11 protein-coding genes and 1 pseudogene are annotated in these 16,750 nt (G+C 42.5%); 3 read left to right on the forward strand and 9 right to left on the reverse strand.

The annotated features are described in order from the left end of the window. Nucleotides 1–17: 17 nt before the first annotated feature. Genes GW828_RS09235 through GW828_RS09245 form a run of 3 tightly spaced genes read right to left on the reverse strand, consistent with a single transcriptional unit; the run spans nucleotide 18 to nucleotide 2,869 of the window. The gene (locus GW828_RS09235; RefSeq protein WP_273058110.1) at nucleotides 18–2,048 is read right to left on the reverse strand and encodes a DNA phosphorothioation-associated putative methyltransferase; all 2,031 of its coding nucleotides are present in this window, start codon (nucleotides 2,046–2,048) and stop codon (nucleotides 18–20) included. Between the two features lie 42 nt (nucleotides 2,049–2,090). Next, entirely contained in the window at nucleotides 2,091–2,261 is a 171-nt protein-coding gene (locus GW828_RS09240) for a hypothetical protein (protein ID WP_273058109.1), read from the reverse strand. A gap of 17 nt (nucleotides 2,262–2,278) precedes the next feature. Then, complete coding sequence (locus GW828_RS09245) at nucleotides 2,279–2,869, reverse strand: hypothetical protein (RefSeq protein WP_182756286.1); 591 nt, start codon at nucleotides 2,867–2,869, stop codon at nucleotides 2,279–2,281. Between the two features lie 390 nt (nucleotides 2,870–3,259). On the opposite strand from GW828_RS09245, the gene GW828_RS09250 reads away from it, so the two are divergent. Then, entirely contained in the window at nucleotides 3,260–4,081 is an 822-nt protein-coding gene (locus GW828_RS09250; RefSeq protein ID WP_273058108.1) for a substrate-binding periplasmic protein, read from the forward strand. A 197-nt stretch (nucleotides 4,082–4,278) separates the two neighbouring features. Here the strand turns inward: GW828_RS09250 and GW828_RS09255 are convergent, their stop codons facing one another. Next, nucleotides 4,279–4,968 carry an Hpt domain-containing protein gene (locus tag GW828_RS09255; protein WP_273058107.1) on the reverse strand — a complete coding sequence of 230 codons (690 nt, stop codon included), beginning with the start codon at nucleotides 4,966–4,968 and terminating at the stop codon, nucleotides 4,279–4,281. 225 nt (nucleotides 4,969–5,193) lie between these two features. Between GW828_RS09255 and GW828_RS09260 the strand changes: the two genes are divergently transcribed. Continuing rightward, complete coding sequence (locus tag GW828_RS09260; RefSeq protein WP_273058106.1) at nucleotides 5,194–5,601, forward strand: response regulator; 408 nt, start codon at nucleotides 5,194–5,196, stop codon at nucleotides 5,599–5,601. Between the two features lie 3 nt (nucleotides 5,602–5,604). Beyond that, entirely contained in the window at nucleotides 5,605–8,355 is a 2,751-nt protein-coding gene (locus GW828_RS09265) for a PAS domain-containing protein (RefSeq protein ID WP_273058105.1), read from the forward strand. A gap of 163 nt (nucleotides 8,356–8,518) precedes the next feature. Here GW828_RS09265 and GW828_RS09270 read toward each other — a convergent pair whose 3' ends face one another. From GW828_RS09270 to GW828_RS09290, 5 genes and pseudogenes are all read right to left on the reverse strand, one after another. Continuing rightward, complete coding sequence (locus tag GW828_RS09270; RefSeq protein WP_273058104.1) at nucleotides 8,519–10,759, reverse strand: peptidase U32 family protein; 2,241 nt, start codon at nucleotides 10,757–10,759, stop codon at nucleotides 8,519–8,521. A 223-nt stretch (nucleotides 10,760–10,982) separates the two neighbouring features. After that, nucleotides 10,983–12,584, reverse strand: coding sequence for an ABC-F family ATPase (locus GW828_RS09275; RefSeq protein WP_124014803.1), 1,602 nt, complete (start codon nucleotides 12,582–12,584; stop codon nucleotides 10,983–10,985). Nucleotides 12,585–13,047: 463 nt separating this feature from the next. After that, nucleotides 13,048–14,273 (reverse strand): annotated as a pseudogene (locus GW828_RS09280) (amino acid permease). Nucleotides 14,274–14,341: 68 nt separating this feature from the next. Continuing rightward, the gene (eutC, locus tag GW828_RS09285; RefSeq protein WP_273058103.1) at nucleotides 14,342–15,232 is read right to left on the reverse strand and encodes an ethanolamine ammonia-lyase subunit EutC; all 891 of its coding nucleotides are present in this window, start codon (nucleotides 15,230–15,232) and stop codon (nucleotides 14,342–14,344) included. Further along, a complete protein-coding gene (locus tag GW828_RS09290) occupies nucleotides 15,229–16,635 on the reverse strand; it encodes an ethanolamine ammonia-lyase subunit EutB (RefSeq protein ID WP_273058102.1) in 1,407 nt (468 codons plus the stop codon). Before GW828_RS09290 ends, eutC begins: the two co-directional genes overlap by 4 nt. Nucleotides 16,636–16,750 lie beyond the last annotated feature (115 nt).

The following is a 16,750-nucleotide window of genomic DNA, read 5'->3' on the forward strand; positions in this document are numbered from 1 at the left end:
TGTTATACAGGTAAATATTATGATTTATAGATCCTATACCCTTTAATTTCAATTCCTTTTAAATTAAAGATCTGATGTATATCAGCTAATTTATTTAGCTGGCCAATTGATTCAAGAAAAAACTCTTTTTCAATGCGTTTATCAAATGATTTCTGCTTTTTAAAATCTTCAAAACTTTCATCTTGGTATTTACTTTTAAAGAGCAGAGGAGGCCTCTTATCTACTTCCACATAATCAAAAAAATCGACATCGAGCTGCCACATCTTAACCTTAATGCGTTCGCGTAAGGTGGGTAGTGGGCTGGTGTCGAAATTATCGTATCCCATAAAGCTGACTTTACCTGATGTTATGTGGATTTTGACAAGATCGATTTCATCGAGTTCGCCATACAGTTGTACTGCTGCGCCAACATAGACACGCAGTAACGCGGGCAGGTAACTTAAGTATTTTTTATGGAACTCTAACGAGTGACCGTTATTGAGTTTACTTGCAGGCAGTTTGTTGTCGTGTGCGTCGATACAAGCTTGTTCAATAAGTTGGGTATCCGCGATGGCAAATAACAATACTTTGGCTTCATTAATGGCGACTTTATAGGTATCAAAAAATATCTTTATGTCGCGTTTTTGCTCATCGGGTAATCGACTGTAACCCTTGTGTTGTTCAAACTGACTTAATGCAAAATATACCAGTAAGTCTTCACGCCTTAAGGCTATGGCTTGTTCAAATTCGAGTTCAGCGGATTCGCCTTGTACTTGCATGAGTAATTTAAAAGCTTTTTTAGCATTACCGAAATGCATTGTAATGTTGGATGATTCGGCAAACTCATCATCGACAGGTAAGCGGCCAAGTTCTAAACATCGGTCCCAAAACGCGGTTAACAATGTTTGGTGTTGAGTGAACAATAATCGAGCTTGTTCTTCGCTTGTTGGCGTCGGTGTGGTTATTTGGTGCCATTGATGATGGCGTTGATGACGCTTTGCTAAAAAGCGTTGTTCTTCAATTTTGTCGCGGAAAATATAATAAATGCCTGGTGCTACAGCGATAGCATTTTCGTCTAACGTGCGTTCGATATAACCTTTTAGTTCTGCTTGGGCATAATATTTTTGAAACGTATTACGTGAGGTAATGACACCGTCTTTATAGGGGGTAAATTGACTGATAAAGCTATCATTTGCCAGCATGGCTGACACTACTAATAACTTTCTAGAAAGATGCCAAGCGCCTCGTATGGCTTCTGTTCTTTCTATTGCATCTTCGATGACGTTAATGACAAAGCCAATGTTAACAATGTCGGATTCAACTTTGTCAGCGTCTGGGCAAAAGTTAGGGTCCCAGCCTAATGCTTCTAAACCGTGGGCTTGTAGTTCTCTTAAATCGTCACCTCGACCACATCCATAGTCAAATACACTGTAATCACCGTTTAAATAACTTTGTTTGGCAAGATGTTTCATCGGTGAGCTTAGATCATGCCGCACCAATGCGGTTTTATGTCGGTCGATATTGCTGCTGTCATCGTTTGCAGATGCAAAACTAGAGCTTCTAAAGAGTCGTCCATCAACGAGTTCGTATCCGTGCTGTTGGATTATTTTTTCCCATGACTGTTTAAAGCCTATCATGCGACTTTTGGCATACAAGCCTGCATTTTCACCTTCTTGTGTGATGGCGACAAATTCTTGGTAGCAAGCATGAGAGCTTGGCAACATAGTTTCTTTACGATGCAGAATGGGCGGATTATCGCTAGATAAGTATTGGGTGATGCGATGTTCAAGCTTGCTTAAGTCAACAGTGACGCTTTGGGTAAGTGCAGGGTAGGCTTCGGTAAAAAAAGTAGGGTATGACAAGAGTGATAATTTGAATTCAGCTTTACTGAGCTTGATGACTTGCCAATCGTCGAGTGGAATTTTTAACGCATTACTCACCGCAATGATGAAACCACTGAGTTGTTCATCTATTTCAGCGAATCCGTCTTGGTGTAAATAATGCGCATCGGGTAATTTTTTACCTAACGGCATTGTTGTCACAAGCTTTTTAAATAAAACTGCATCCATAATGTATTTCCGTTTCGTTTAGGTGATAAATCTCAACGACATTTACTTTTGTTCGATTAAGTACCAAAAACTGTTGCCTTGTTTTTTGTGGTTAATTTTTCCTGTTTGGCGCATATGCATTAAATGACAAGAGGATACTTTTAGCCGTCGCATGGTGTCTTTACTGTTTAGCCATTGCGACGTTTCATCTATTTCTGTTTGAGGTTTATCCATACGGCCTCGTTTTACTGTTAATAATCCACTTGCCTAATCACCGCAATCGCCGTTTCATTGCGGCCTTTTTTAGACGGGACACGATGGCCGGTGTCGGCATTGGTTTTCATGGTTTGTATGAATTGGTTCATTTGTGGGCCAATGCTGATGTGTATCGGTCGATGTTTACCGTAATAGTACAGGCGGTCAAATTTCAGATTTTCGCACATCCACTGCGCCACCAGTTGCATATCAATCGGTTTATCATCCTTGTTGCTCACTAGGGTAAAGTCGCAGGCGGCACCTAAGCGATCGCAGATGATTTTTTGATTTTGATTGAGTTCGTATGAGCAATGTTGATCAAGTTTTGGCGCAATATGCGGATTGCGATTTTTAGCAATCTTTCTGACCAGCTCAGGCGAACAAAAACCATATGTCAGCGCTATGGGTCCAAATTGATCGACGATTGGATCAAGTATTTGAGTGGCTAACAAACTGAGTGCGCGCCAAGTGTCGGGTTGCAGTGGCAAATTTTCTATTTGATGTTCGATAGCCGTAGCCCCGCAGTTTATTAAATCTGCGTAGGTAAAAAAGCGACTCGCTTTGCCATTGATATTATAGGTAAACAATCAACATCCGTTATCTGGGTTCATTTGGGGTAACAATACCGCTTATTGATTACGCTGACCAGATTGAACTGCAATCGTGATGATAAATGGATAAAATAGCCATCATCGACTTAATGTATCGATAAATGTGTTGCTGGCATTGCCATGATGTATTGATGGCAAAATGCTGGCGAAAAATACATTGGATTGCTGTTTATCACTCAATTGAAGGTTCAGACCCAAAAGCCTTGGTATGATGACTGGCGTAACAGATTTTTTATGTCTAATGTTTATAGTCTAAGGTTTATAGGTGCTAGCAAAGTGGCGTTTGACTAGACAGTGCTTCAATATCCCATCAAATCGACTTTTACCCTGCAAGAATTGATAAGTAATAAGGTGAGAAGTAAGCCTATGCGATTAAGAATTTTATTACTTTTACTTATTTATTTTCAAGCGTATTTTGCCTATGGGCAAAAAGCAACGTCATCATGTTATGAGCCGATTAACGTTGGTTTTAATAGTTGGGCGCCGTATTCTTGGTTGGATAGCGCCGGTAAACCCGTTGGGCTCGATGTTGATATGCTCACTATTGTGGCGGACAACTTAGGTTGTAAGTTAAATTTTATCGATATGCCCGTAAAGCGAGCCCACAGAATGTTACAAGAAGGCACCTTGGATATTATGATGGGCGCAAGTTATAGACCTGAGAGAGAAGCTTATGCTGATTTCTCAGTACCATACCGTGACGAAGAAATTAAGTTATTTGTAAAATCTGATTTAGCTTCACAGATCAAAATTGATAAATGGCAGGATATATTTAGTCAAAAGCTCGTCCTCCTTGCGCCTATTTTTGGTTGGTATGGGGCAGATTTTTTGGCATCAGAACAAGCGTTAATCAAGCAAAAACTATTAATTTTCAGTCGTAATGCCACCCAATCAATTCGCATGCTGGGTTACGGTAGAGGCGATGTTGTCATTGGCGATTCTATTGCCGTACCTTATATAGCAACTCAGATTGAAAGGATTTCTGTTACAGAATTACCGCTGGTATTAGACCATAACCAAATTCACTTTCTGATCAGTAAAAAAACCACTAACCCAGAGTTAATTACAGGCATTAACCAATCGATCAAACGTTTATCCGGTCGGGGAGAGCTAGCGCAAGTGATTGTTAAATGGCAGCAAATATCAATAGCTAAAACACAAGAAACGTCTGGTAAAGTGCCTTTGTGATGATACTAAGCAGCTGATTTATTCTTAGTGCTTTATCGTCCTAAAAACAAATAAGGTTATCTAAAGAAGTGATTTTTATTAATTGCTTATTCATTGCACGTATTCATTTCACTTATCTATAGCGCTTGAGTTAGTGGAAGTGTCGCATGCGAGTTGTACGCGAGTTTTATAAGCCCAAGATAAGTACAACCTTGAGCTTATAACTTTTGCGACAGTGAGGCTAATGCGTCAAGTGCTTGCTCAAAATCGAGCATCTCAACGGTATCATGCAGGCTAGCTAAGTCTTGTTGCAGTAACACCTTATCCGATAGCATATTTTGTAGGCGTAAAGTGACGTCGAGTGCGTTGAGATTACCGTCCATTAGATGCTGTTTAAGTTCTGCTAGGGTCGAGGTTAACTCTGCGCTTGAATAGTCGTCTACAGGTGCTGGTGTATCTGTTACAGATGAATTTAGTAATAGGCTATGAATACTTGAAAGCTCAGCTTGCGCCACAGCACGAACATGCGCTACCAGTTCTTCGCATACAAGATCAAGGTTAGCAGCATTTGCATCATGAGCTTGTTTAAGCTTTTTTTCGCCGTCTAACAGGGCTAAATGCAGAGATGACAAGCCGGTGGATCCTGAACTACCTTTTAGAGTATGAATAATGACCAGAATGTCCTTGGTATTGTTATCTAAGATCATCTGATCCAGATTTTGCAGCTGTTGTTGTAAATTTGTTTCAAAAATATGTATTAAGCGCCGATAAAATAGTTCGTTGCCTGCAAAGGGCGCAAGTAAATTTTCGAGCGTTTTATTTGCTGATGTTGAACCTAAGTGATTAGCGCTATTTGAGACAGTTTGTGCAACCGAGTGCGGATTACTAGGATTTTTGTTCGCTTTCATCTCTTTACTCTCGGTTTATGATGGCTTGGCTGATCCGCTACCAAAAAGATAATAGCAGTTTAATTACAACAGTGATATTGGATGAACTATACCTATAGACACGAGTGCTTTATTGTAATCAATAGGGTTATTCAACAACTTAGTTTGCTACAACATCATTTATAAGATTATATTAGCAAATCAAATTAGCCAAATTTGGGTTTTACTCACCAAAACGGAGCCGGCATGCTGCTAGACAAAATTTTACACGTAGAAGATGATGAGTCGATTCGAGTTATCGTTGAAATGGCTCTGGTTGATATCTCAGGTCTTACCTTGGTGTCTTGTGAGGGGGGGCATGAGGCCATTAGTCAACTGGCGCACTTTACACCCGATTTAATATTGTTAGATGCCATGATGCCAGGTATGGATGGTTTGCAAACCCTGCACGAAATTCGTAAAAATGCACATTGCGTTAACATTCCGGTGGTATTTATGACCGCCAGAATTCAGCATACTGAAAAACAGGAATATTTAGATGCCGGCGCTGTTGACGTTATTGAGAAACCCTTTGATGCCATGAGTCTTGGCGATTCACTCGAGCGTATTTATCAAGCCCATCTTGCTTCAGCAAAAATCAACCATCCGGAGTAACTGATGCAAGCTCCCGTAACACCGATTTTCGAACAACTAAGACTCTTAGCGTTACACAATACTGGCCTGTTAGATACGGCTCCAGAGCAACGTTTTGATCGCCTAACTCATTTAGCTAAACTTTGCCTTGGCACCGAAATAGTGCTGATTTCATTAGTGGACGCTAAGCGGCAATGGTTCAAATCCAAACAAGGTCTAGCGGCCTGTGAGACGAGTAGAGACATTTCATTTTGTGGTCATACGATTTTAGCCGAATCTATTTTTGAAATCCACGACGCCCAACTCGACAGCCGATTTGCAGATAATCCATTGGTTACCGGCGCGCCATTTATTCGCTTTTATGCTGGTGTTCCATTAGAAATTAACGGTGAGCGCATTGGCACACTTTGCTTTATTGACAGCCAACCTCGGCAGTTTACCGATAAAGAGCGCCAAATTGCTTTTGAGTTTGGCAAGAGCGTTGAGCAAGAAATTCAAGACCGATTACAAGAGCAGTCAAATGAGCTATTAGCGGCAAGTGAGCTAATGTATCGGTCGGTGCTTGAAGGGACCAGAATTGGTACTTGGCAATGGAATATACAAACCGGTGAAACGGTTTTTAACGAGCGTTGGGCAGAAATGATTGGTTATCAGCTTGCTGAGCTTGAGCCCATTTCTATCGACACCTGGTTAGCCGTAACCCATCCCGATGATTTAGACCACGCCAAGGCGGCATTAGAGGATCATTTTAATGGTTTAAGCCCATTTTATGATGTTAATTTCCGCATGCAACATAAACAGGGGCATTTTATATGGGTGCATGACAGAGGCCGAGTGATTTCATACTCAGACGATGGTAAGCCTCTGATGATGTACGGCACCCATGCCGATATCACCAAACAACATGATAACGAACTAGCATTACGACAAAGTCGAGATCAGTTTAAAACCTTAGTGACTAATATTCCTGGGGTAACTTACCGATGTCATCATGATGAGCATTGGTCCATGCTGTATATGAGCGATCATATTTATGCGCTTTCAGGCTACCTCGCCAGCGATTTTATTGATAACTCTCAACGTAGTTTCGTGAGCATCATTCATCCCGAAGACAGAGATTTATTAATTCAAACGGTTGAAAAAGCAGTGCTTAACCATGCCAGTTGGGTACTCAATTTCCGTATTTTACATCAAAATGGTTCGGTTCTATGGGCTGAAGGTCGCGGCGCTGCGGAATATGATAGTCGTGGGGCTATTAAATACCTAGATGGTTTTATTTTAGATATTAGCAAAGAGAAAAAACTTCAAGATCAATTACATAAACTCACACAGCAGTTGCCAGGGGTTTTGTATCAGTTTCAATTATGGCCCGACGGTCACAGTGCATTTCCGTATGCCAGTTCTGCCATCGAAGACATTTATGGTGTAAAACCCGAAGACGTGCAAACGGATGCGTCCACCGCGTTTGCCAAAATTTACCCTGAAGATTTACCTGCGGTAGCCAAGAGTATTGAAGATTCAGCGCAACAACTCACGCTGTGGGAACAGGAATATCGGGTTTACAGGGATGATAATACCTTAGTGTGGTTATCTGGCAGTGCTTCGCCAGAAAACATGCCCGATGGCAGTATTTTGTGGCATGGGTACATTCAAGATATTACCCAAACGAAAGAACATTACCTCAAACTTGAAGATCTCAATTTGCAATTGAATGTTGCTCAGCAAAGCCTTGATTTAGCTAGCGAGCAAGCTCAAATTGGTTATTGGCATGCGTCATTAAAACAGGGCACCTTATGGTGGTCGCCTATCATTTATCAAATATTTGGTTTTGACGCCCATGACATCGTTCCCAGTGTGACCTTGCTTAAAAGTGCCGTTCATCCAGATGATATTGATAAAGTGGATAAAAGTGAGCAGCAGGCTCGCTTAACAGGCATTCATAATGTGGTTCACCGAATTATTCGACCTAATGGTGAAGTTCGTTGGGTGCATCAGTTAGGGCAATTAGTTGCCGAGGATAAAAATCCTGATCAGATAATAATCGGCTCAGTACAAGACGTTACCGATAGGATGCAATTACAACAAGTTAAAGATGACTTTATCTCAACAGTAAGTCATGAGCTGCGTACGCCATTAACATCGATTTTTGGCGCCTTAAATTTATTGCAGTCTGGTAAGTTGGTTACCTTACCCGCAAAAGCGGACAAGCTGATTGAAATTGCCAGCAGCAACTGTAAGCAGCTTAGCCGTTTGATCAATGACTTATTGGATATTGAAAAACTCGCGGCTGGGAAGATGTTGTTTGAAATGAAACGCTTAAATGTCGTGCCTCTATTACAAAGAGCCATTGACGATCATCAACCTTATGCTGACTTACATCAAATCACCCTGGCATTGCAATTAAACCACGCAATGGATGAGATCCTTGTCTACGTCGATGAGCATCGTTTATTACAAATCTTGACTAACTTTCTGTCCAACGCAGTTAAATTTTCACCGACAGCGGGAAGTGTCACTCTGTCTACCACACTCATTGGTAATCAGGTTGAGATTGCTGTGCAAGATCAAGGTGATGGTATTCCTGAAGATTTTCAGAGCAAAATTTTTGAACGTTTTTCTCAAGCAGACGCCAGTAGCTCTAAGGCCAAAGGCGGTACAGGTTTAGGTTTAGCGCTGTGTAAGGAGCTGACTGAAGCAATGAATGGCAGTATTGGCTACAGTTCAACACCAGGTTATGGTGCCAGGTTTTATATTCGCTTACCCATATCTGTTTAAGGCTCAGGATCAAGGGTTCTTTGAGCTTTAACAGTCGATAAAAGTTCTGTTTCGCTGTGCCAGTTTCAGCTAAGCAAAAGGGTCAGAGTACTTTATAGCGTAATCTGACCCTTTGCTGTTGCTTCAAACTTGTTGCCAACTGGCTTCACACTGACATAATCAACTATAAGCCTTGCTGATACTGAGCATTGGTTGCAATGGTGACCAGCTGATTAAGCTCAATTTTGGCTTGTGTGACACCTTTAAGCACGTTTTCAAAGTGATTAACCAGTTGTACTTTATCAATTTCAGCTTTTGAACCAGAACCAATATTGGTTAAGTCGATAAAGAATTCATCAAACAAGTAGGATAAGTCTTCAACCGCTTCGATGTTTAAGAACTGCTCGTGGTTGTAAATACTTGGGTAGCCGCCTTTTTGCTTGTCTACCGCAAACGATATGCCTTTTACGTTAGTGATCGTCGTGGCTTTTTCGCATTTCAACATACAGCCATCTTCAATGCTGGGCTTATTACAACCCACTGTTTGTTGGAAAAAACATTGTCTGCTGGTCATCATCAAAATTGGGTGATAAATGCTATACAGCAGTTTAAAGTTTTCTGGTCTGGCAATATTTTTAATTTGATTGCGGTTAATCTCGTTAGAGATAAACGCGCCTGCGCAATTGAGCTGCTCTTGCAGGGTAAGTAAAGCATAAGAGTTGGTGGTGTTTAAAAATGGCCCAGCAATCCACTCAATGCCCATTTCATAAGCTTTAAACGCGACACCGGTATTGTTTGTGACAATACGCTTAGGCTTAACCACTTCTAACACTCTTACCGCTTCGATATAATCTTTGCCAATAAGCACAGCTGGAAACCAAGGGATGAGTCTTGGGTTACGCAAGAATATGTCGATGTACTTGTTGTCATTCTTCTTAAAGCTTTCTGGCAGCTTAAAGTAGATATCGGCCTGGGTAACATCACACAAGTTAACGTCTTTTTCATCGCTGATAAGCAAAGACAGGGTTGGCGTTTCAGTGACTTTTGGGTGTTTAGGTAACTTAGGCAAGGTTACAGCGCCTATGTATTCACGTTGAGTTAGCTGTAACAGTAATTCATTTTTAAGCTGGGTTAATTGGCTAAACGGCAGGCTTAAGTCAGCATCTAAGCCGTCAAAATTGAATGCTTGTAACTGGTAGCCACTGCTTTTTAAGCTTTTAAAGCGCTTTTCAATTGCCGCTTCATCAACGCGAGATTCAGTGGCTTTAGTTAAGGTCAGTGTCGAGTTAATGACAAAATGTTGCTCTGGAGTGCTAACCGCTATTGATAACGGCTGCGCCACTTTACCGGAAAATGCCAGTGACAGTGTTGGTTTAGCAATACTTAAGTGATTAATTTTTTCTGCAACTAGCTGCACAATCGCGTCTTTTTCAGACGACAATGTTTGTTGTGCTTCTTGAATTTGCACCACAGATATTGCATTACTTTTGTCGTTAGCATGCTTAAAACTGTTATCGCGCGGGTTATCGATAAACATGTCTTTAGTGAGATTACCCTTTAAAAATGAGTTGGTAAAATCACGATTAAATACCCGGTGTAAATTAGAGTCATCGGCTAGCAGCTTGCCGGTATCGATAAATTTATCAATTTGCTTGCGCCAGCTGTCCACTACTGTGTGGACATATTGAGCGCCTTTAATACGGCCTTCAATTTTAAGTGAATCAACACCCGCATCGACCAGTTCAGGTAAGTCAAAATAGGCTGAGTTGTCTTTTAAATTGAGCGGAAACTTATTGCCCGCGGCAGTAATTTCGTATTCGTCACGACAGGCCTGGCTACAACGGCCACGGTTACCCGAATTACCGACACTGACTGAGCTTGAATAGCACTGGCCAGAGAAAGCAATACACAATGCACCGTGAACAAACACTTCGGTCAGCACGTCGTGATCGTGGGCGAGGGTGGTGAGGCTTTTTATTTCGCCAAGGTTTAACTCGCGGGATAAATTAACGCGTGTGGCGCCAATTTTAGCTAAAAAGCCTATTTGACCTTCATTGTGGGTTGTCAGCTGGGTTGAGGCGTGAATGGCTAAGCTAGGGAAATACTTGCTGACTAAATTAAACAGACCTAGGTCTTGCACGATAATGCCGTCGATGCCGGTATTAACCAATTGATTGAGCAACTTAACCAATGTTGGAATTTCGTTTTCAAGAATAACGATATTCATGGTGAGAAACACTTCACATTGGTATTGATGAGCAAGTGCGATAACACCAATTAAGTCATCGAAGGATAAGTTGGCTGCTCGGTTACGGGCGTTGAAGGTATCTAAGCCACAATAAACGGCGTTAGCACCGGCTATAATCGCAGCTTTAATCGCATCGACATCTCCACCTGGCGCCAATAATTCGATTTTTCTATTCATGATATTTTCGCTTTGTTAAGTCGTTAGTTATAAATTTTATAAGCCGATTTTACGTGTATCTGAAACGGATTACTATTGATTAGCGAATGCGAATGTATTCATTTTTTGGGGATAAATGAAACAAAAAAGGTCTTCATGATTGCAATGTAATGCAATAGGAAGACCTTAATGCTAACCATCTATCTATTCATGCGCATTGACTAATACGTATTCCACAAGGGGATTAGCCTCTGGCTTCTGCTTCCGCTTGGCTTGCAAGGTATTCGTCAAATGTACCTTGAAAGTTAATCAATTTTTTGTCTTTCACATCAATAATACGTGTTGCCAAAGATGACACAAATTCGCGGTCATGGCTGACAAATATCAATGTGCCTTCAAATAATTTCAAGGCTTGATTTAACGCTTCAATGGCTTCCATATCCATGTGGTTGGTTGGCTCATCCATTACCAGTACGTTAATATCCATCATCATTAACTTACCGAATAATAGGCGGTTTTTCTCTCCACCTGAACAGTTGCGGACTTTTTTGTTGGCATCGTCATCTGAGAATAACAAACGACCTAACATACCGCGAACCATCAAATCATTGTGTTTTGGTGTGCGCCATAGCGACATCCAATCAAATAAAGTCATGTCATTATCAAAGTCAGCGGTACTGTCTTGTGGACAATAACCAATCGCGGCATTTTCAGACCATTTAATACGGCCATGATTATGCTGTAATTCATCAACTAAACAACGAAGTAGCGTGGTTTTACCCACACCGTTTTCACCAATAATCGCCAGTTTTGAACCCGCTTCAAGAATAAGATCACCGTGTTCGAATAACACTTCATCAAATCCGTGTGACAATTCTTCTAGCACCAATGCTTGGCGATGCAATTTCTTGCTTTCGGTAAAGCGAATTGATGGGGTAATGCGGCTAGATGATTTGACGTCATCAAGCTTAATTTTATCCATTTTTTTAGCACGCGAGCTAGCTTGTTTCGCTTTAGATGCGTTGGCACCAAAGCGGTTAACGAAGTCTTGTAGCTCGTCAATCTCGGCACTTTTCTTAGCATTACCGGCTAATAGTTGTTCACGTATTAAGCCTGATTGTGCCAAGAAGTATTCGTAGTTACCTGGATAAACTCGTAATTCGCCGTAATCGATGTCAGCCATGTGGGTGCAAACAGAGTTCAAGAAATGTCTGTCATGCGAAATGATGATCATGGTGCATTTACGTTTGTTTAGCTCGGTGGCTAACCAACTAATGGTATGAATATCCAAGTTGTTGGTTGGCTCATCGAGTAACAAGATGTCTGGGTTAGCAAATAAAGCCTGTGCCAGTAGCACGCGCAATTTCCAACCTGGAGCAACTTGTTGCATTAAGCCAAAGTGGAATGACTCTTCAATGCCTGCTTCTAACAGAATTTCGCCGGCGCGACTTTCTGCAGTGTAGCCGTCCATTTCTGCAAACTGGCTTTCTAAATCGCCTACTCGCATGCCGTCTTCGTCGGTCATTTCAGCTTTAGCATAAATGCTGTCACGTTCTTGTTTCACTTTCCACAGGCCAACATCGCCCATGATCACAGCATCAACTACGCTGTATTGCTCAAAGGCAAACTGATCTTGGCTCAGGGTGCCGACTTTAAAGCCAGGTGTAATTGACACGTTGCCTGAGGTTGGGGCTAGGGCGCCACTCAAGATTTTCATGAACGTAGACTTACCACAGCCATTTGCGCCGATTAAACCGTAACGGTTACCGTGACCAAATTGAGCCGAGATGTTTTCAAATAATGGCTCAGGGCCAAACTGCATGGTGATATTAGCGGTAGAAATCAAAGCAATGTTCCAACTGTGTACTAACTGAATATTTATCAACAAAGGGCGAGTAAACAGCCGTGTGAGAATAAGACAGACGCGAGTATATGTAAGTAAATAGGCCGCGGATTATACAGGTTAGGGTTAATTTGTCGATTTATAATCTGCTAATATTGTCTATCTGTGCCTTTATATGCAGATGCGCTTAACCCAGCGGGTTAAAAGTACGATTACGCTAAATGGGTTAATCTGTGTGCAATTGATTTGACCTGGGGATAAATGGCCACATTCGCTTAGGTATCAGGGTTATGGTATCTGCGGGTGGGAAGGCTTGCTGGCTTCAGAATAGGGCATCAATAGGTGATTCAAACTGTCACAGTTGCTCCGTTAACCCTTATATACTGTTAAGGATAAAGCGCGGTGATCTATGCTCCGCGCTTTATCCTTTATGTCGACATAACAGTATCGATAAGTTAACTACCGATTAGTTGGCTATCGATAAGTCCGATTCTGCCGCGGCTAACATGGCAAATTCTTCATCGGCACTTTTGGCGACCAAGCGTGATGAGCTGTAGCCAAAGTAATAAGCAGCGCCAATCACAAATAAGCCTATTGTGAATAAGAATGCCCGTGGATCGAAGGCATACACACCTGTTAATGCGATTAAAGACAAGACTAACGCAATACTTGAGGTGACAATGCCGCCAGGGGTTTTGTATGGACGGATCAACTCAGGCTGCTTGATACGTAATATAATATGACTGAGTGCCATTAACGCATAAGACACTGTTGCGCCAACAACTGCCATCGCTAGCAGTAAATCACCTTCGCCGCTTAATGAAGCCAAAAAGCCAAATATTGCAGGTACGATTAATGCGCGAGCGGGGACTTTACGTGAGGTGGTAATCGATAATGAACGGGGGATATAACCCGCACGTGATAACGCAAACACTAACCGGCTATAACCATAAATAATAGAGAAGAATGAGGCCACTAAACCTGCTAAACCTAAAATATTAACCATCGTTGCTAAGCCATTATTGCCGGTGAGATTGAGCGCATCAACTAATGGCACTGCGCTGGCTCCCATGGCCGTTGCACCGCCAGCACCTGGTACTAATACCACCACGAGTAAGGCCGTAAACAATAAAAATATCATCGCGCCAATAATGCCTTTTGGTACATCTTTGGCTGGATCTTTGGCTTCTTCAGCGGCTAACGGCACGCCTTCAACCGCTAAAAATAACCACATGGCAAACGGCAGTGCAGCCCAAACACCGTACCAACCTAAGGGTAAAAACTCACTGGCACCTGCAGCATCAGTAACCGCAATATCATAAAGCCGGGTTGCATCAAAGTTGCCAATAAGCACCACTGCAGTGGCAATAATAGCGATAACAGCTAATCCACTGATCACCATCATCACTTTAAGTGCTTCACCCACACCAGCGAGATGAATGCCCACAAACACCAAATAGAAGAGTGCATAAACCCAAGGACCATTAAAACCGAGTAATGCTTGCACCGCAGAACCAATAAAAATCACGATTGCAGCAGGCGCGAGGGCATATTCAATTAATACGGCTAGTCCGGTTAGGTAACCACCAGCAGGGCCCATGGCTTGGCGAGCAAACCTGCTAGCAACACCCAGCCGGCGGTGCCGCCTTTTAGTTGCCTTTTGGCAAGGTACTCTTTGTTGTTATCTGACATAATTAACTCTCCAGTAGTATTTAATTTTTATTTCGAATGAGTATTTAACATATTGAATTTATTCGCCGTTATTCAGCGATTAAGAAATTTTGCCTTGGCTGTTGGTGTTCAATCACATCGTCTTGAGTGCGATCTTTTAAATTGACTCCTGTTAGTTTGAGTTTTTTGGCCTCGGTTAATAAATACAGCGCACGTTTAGCGGCCTCTTTATAAGGCAACCCCGCAGGGCGAATGTTAGAAATACAATTTCGACAGGCATCATTAAGTCCTGTTTTAGGTGCCCAAGTCAGATATAACCCAAGGCTGTCTGGTGAGCTGAGTCCCGGGCGTTCGCCGATAAGCACCATCACCACTTGGGCATTTAACAGCTGGCCAATATCATCGCCTATGGCCACTCGGCCTTGTTCAACCAAGGTAATTGGCGCGATTTTCCACTGTGTGATTTGCGGCTGGAGTAGGGTGAGTAATTCGTTGATAAAAGCTTGAGCATTAAGCTGCACCGCCAGTGATGACAAACCATCAACCACCACAATGGCAAGATAGTATTGGCTGTGGGTCGTTGGTCCTTGGCTATTCATGTGGCTTAATAAGCTGTTACGACCACTTTGGGACAGTTTTCGGCCAAGATCAGGGCGTTGCAAATAGGTAATACGATCATCTGCCTGACTGTGAACCTTGATTGGGCTAACCTTATCCAGTAAAGGAATACTGGCCAGTTGCGCTGCGAGTGCATCAATGTCCAGAGGGAAATTTACCGCGTCGCGAGCTTGTGCATGCGATAATTGAAACGCTAACAATTCTGCTGTGGGTAAACTAATGCCTGCTCTACCTAGACCAATGCGGGCGTCAGTAAAGCGGCGCAGATCGCGCCAAGGATTGGCCACCACCTTGCCATTATCTTGATGTGATATGCCAGTATCGACAGCATTATTAGATTGCTTTACATCAGGCGTGCTCATTTTGCGCCTCCTTGCAAAGCATAAAGCGGTTTGGCAAATGCGCTGGGTAGCGTGCTCGATAAAACAAAGTCGGTGTTATTTTTCATGATGTTCATTTTGGTTAGCCAGTGTTCAAACTCGGGCGCGGGATGCGCGTCCAGTACTCGGCGTACATACAAGGCATCATGAAATGAGGTGGTTTGATAATTAAGCATAATGTCGTCTGATCCAGGAATACCCATCACAAACGAGCAACCGGCAACGCCTAATAAAGTGAGCAGATTGTCCATGTCGTTTTGGTCAGCTTCAGCGTGGTTGGTGTAGCAAACATCACAGCCCATTGGCACGCCTAATAATTTGCCGCAAAAATGATCCTCTAACCCTGCGCGGGTGATTTCTTTACCATCAAATAAATATTCAGGACCAATAAAGCCCACTACTGTGTTGACCAGTAATGGTGAAAACTTGCGCGCGACGGCATAGGCCCTAGCTTCACAGGTTTGTTGGTCTAACCCATGGTGAGCATTAGCAGACAACGAGCTGCCTTGACCTGTTTCAAAATACATCACGTTATTGCCAACCGTGCCCCTGTGTAGGCTTAATGCGGCATCTTGCGCTTCAGCTAAGGTATTGAGGTTAAATCCGAAACTGGAGTTGGTTGCTTCAGTTCCGCCAATCGATTGAAACACCAAATCGACCGGGGCACCTGCTTCAATACATTCAATGGTGTTGGTGACATGGGTGAGCACGCAGCTTTGGGTTGGAATGTCATATTTTTGGATCACATCATCCATTAACTTCATTAGCTTAATCGCTTGTGCAACGTTATCGGTTGCAGGATTAATGCCGATAACCGCATCACCATTGCCATATAGCAAACCATCAAGTATTGACGCCGCGATGCCATTAACATCGTCGGTTGGGTGGTTAGGTTGTAAGCGGGTCGATAAGTGTCCGGGTAAGCCTATGGTATTTCTAAAAGCGCTAGTGACATGGCATTTTTTGGCTACAAGAATAAGATCTTGATTACGCATGATTTTACTTACTGCAGCAGCCATTTCTGGGGTAATACCCATTCTGACTGCGGCTAATACTTGCGGTGTGGCGTAGTCACTTAACAGCCAATTACGAAAATCACCAACGGTTAAATGGCTAATATAAGCAAATGCCTGGGTGTCATGTTCATCAATGATTAAGCGGGTCACTTCATCTTTTTCATAGGGTATGAGAGCGTCATTAAGAAACTTTTTTAAGGGCACATCAGCGAGTGTCATTTGGGCAACGGCTCGTTCTTTGGCTGATAAGGCAATTACGCCCGCTAAGCGATCCCCCGAGCGTTGCGGCGTTGCTTTGGCCATTAGCTGGGCCAAGTCTTTAAATTGATATGTTTGGCTACCTAGAGTGTAGCGATACGAATGGCTCATTTATTACCTCACCGTCAACGATCAAACCTTGGTACAGGTTTTGCTGCTGTAATCGTTAATCAACTCATTTAATTAATTCAATACCAGCTTAATTCGTACCAAGTGGCTATCAAGT

It is taken from the genome of Shewanella vesiculosa, from assembly GCF_009994065.1.
Classification (GTDB): Bacteria; Pseudomonadota; Gammaproteobacteria; order Enterobacterales; family Shewanellaceae; genus Shewanella; species Shewanella vesiculosa.

Bases quoted from the DNA above. Each gene is read 5' to 3' on its own strand.
- GW828_RS09235 (WP_273058110.1), bottom strand. From the start codon at position 2,048: ATGGATGCAGTTTTATTTAAAAAGCTTGTGACAACAATGCCGTTAGGT.
- GW828_RS09240 (WP_273058109.1), bottom strand. From the start codon at position 2,261: ATGGATAAACCTCAAACAGAAATAGATGAAACGTCGCAATGGCTAAAC.
- GW828_RS09250 (WP_273058108.1), top strand. From the start codon at position 3,260: ATGCGATTAAGAATTTTATTACTTTTACTTATTTATTTTCAAGCGTAT.
- GW828_RS09255 (WP_273058107.1), bottom strand. From the start codon at position 4,968: ATGAAAGCGAACAAAAATCCTAGTAATCCGCACTCGGTTGCACAAACT.
- GW828_RS09260 (WP_273058106.1), top strand. From the start codon at position 5,194: ATGCTGCTAGACAAAATTTTACACGTAGAAGATGATGAGTCGATTCGA.
- GW828_RS09265 (WP_273058105.1), top strand. From the start codon at position 5,605: ATGCAAGCTCCCGTAACACCGATTTTCGAACAACTAAGACTCTTAGCG.
- GW828_RS09270 (WP_273058104.1), bottom strand. From the start codon at position 10,759: ATGAATAGAAAAATCGAATTATTGGCGCCAGGTGGAGATGTCGATGCG.
- eutC (WP_273058103.1), bottom strand. From the start codon at position 15,232: ATGAGCACGCCTGATGTAAAGCAATCTAATAATGCTGTCGATACTGGC.
- GW828_RS09290 (WP_273058102.1), bottom strand. From the start codon at position 16,635: ATGAGCCATTCGTATCGCTACACTCTAGGTAGCCAAACATATCAATTT.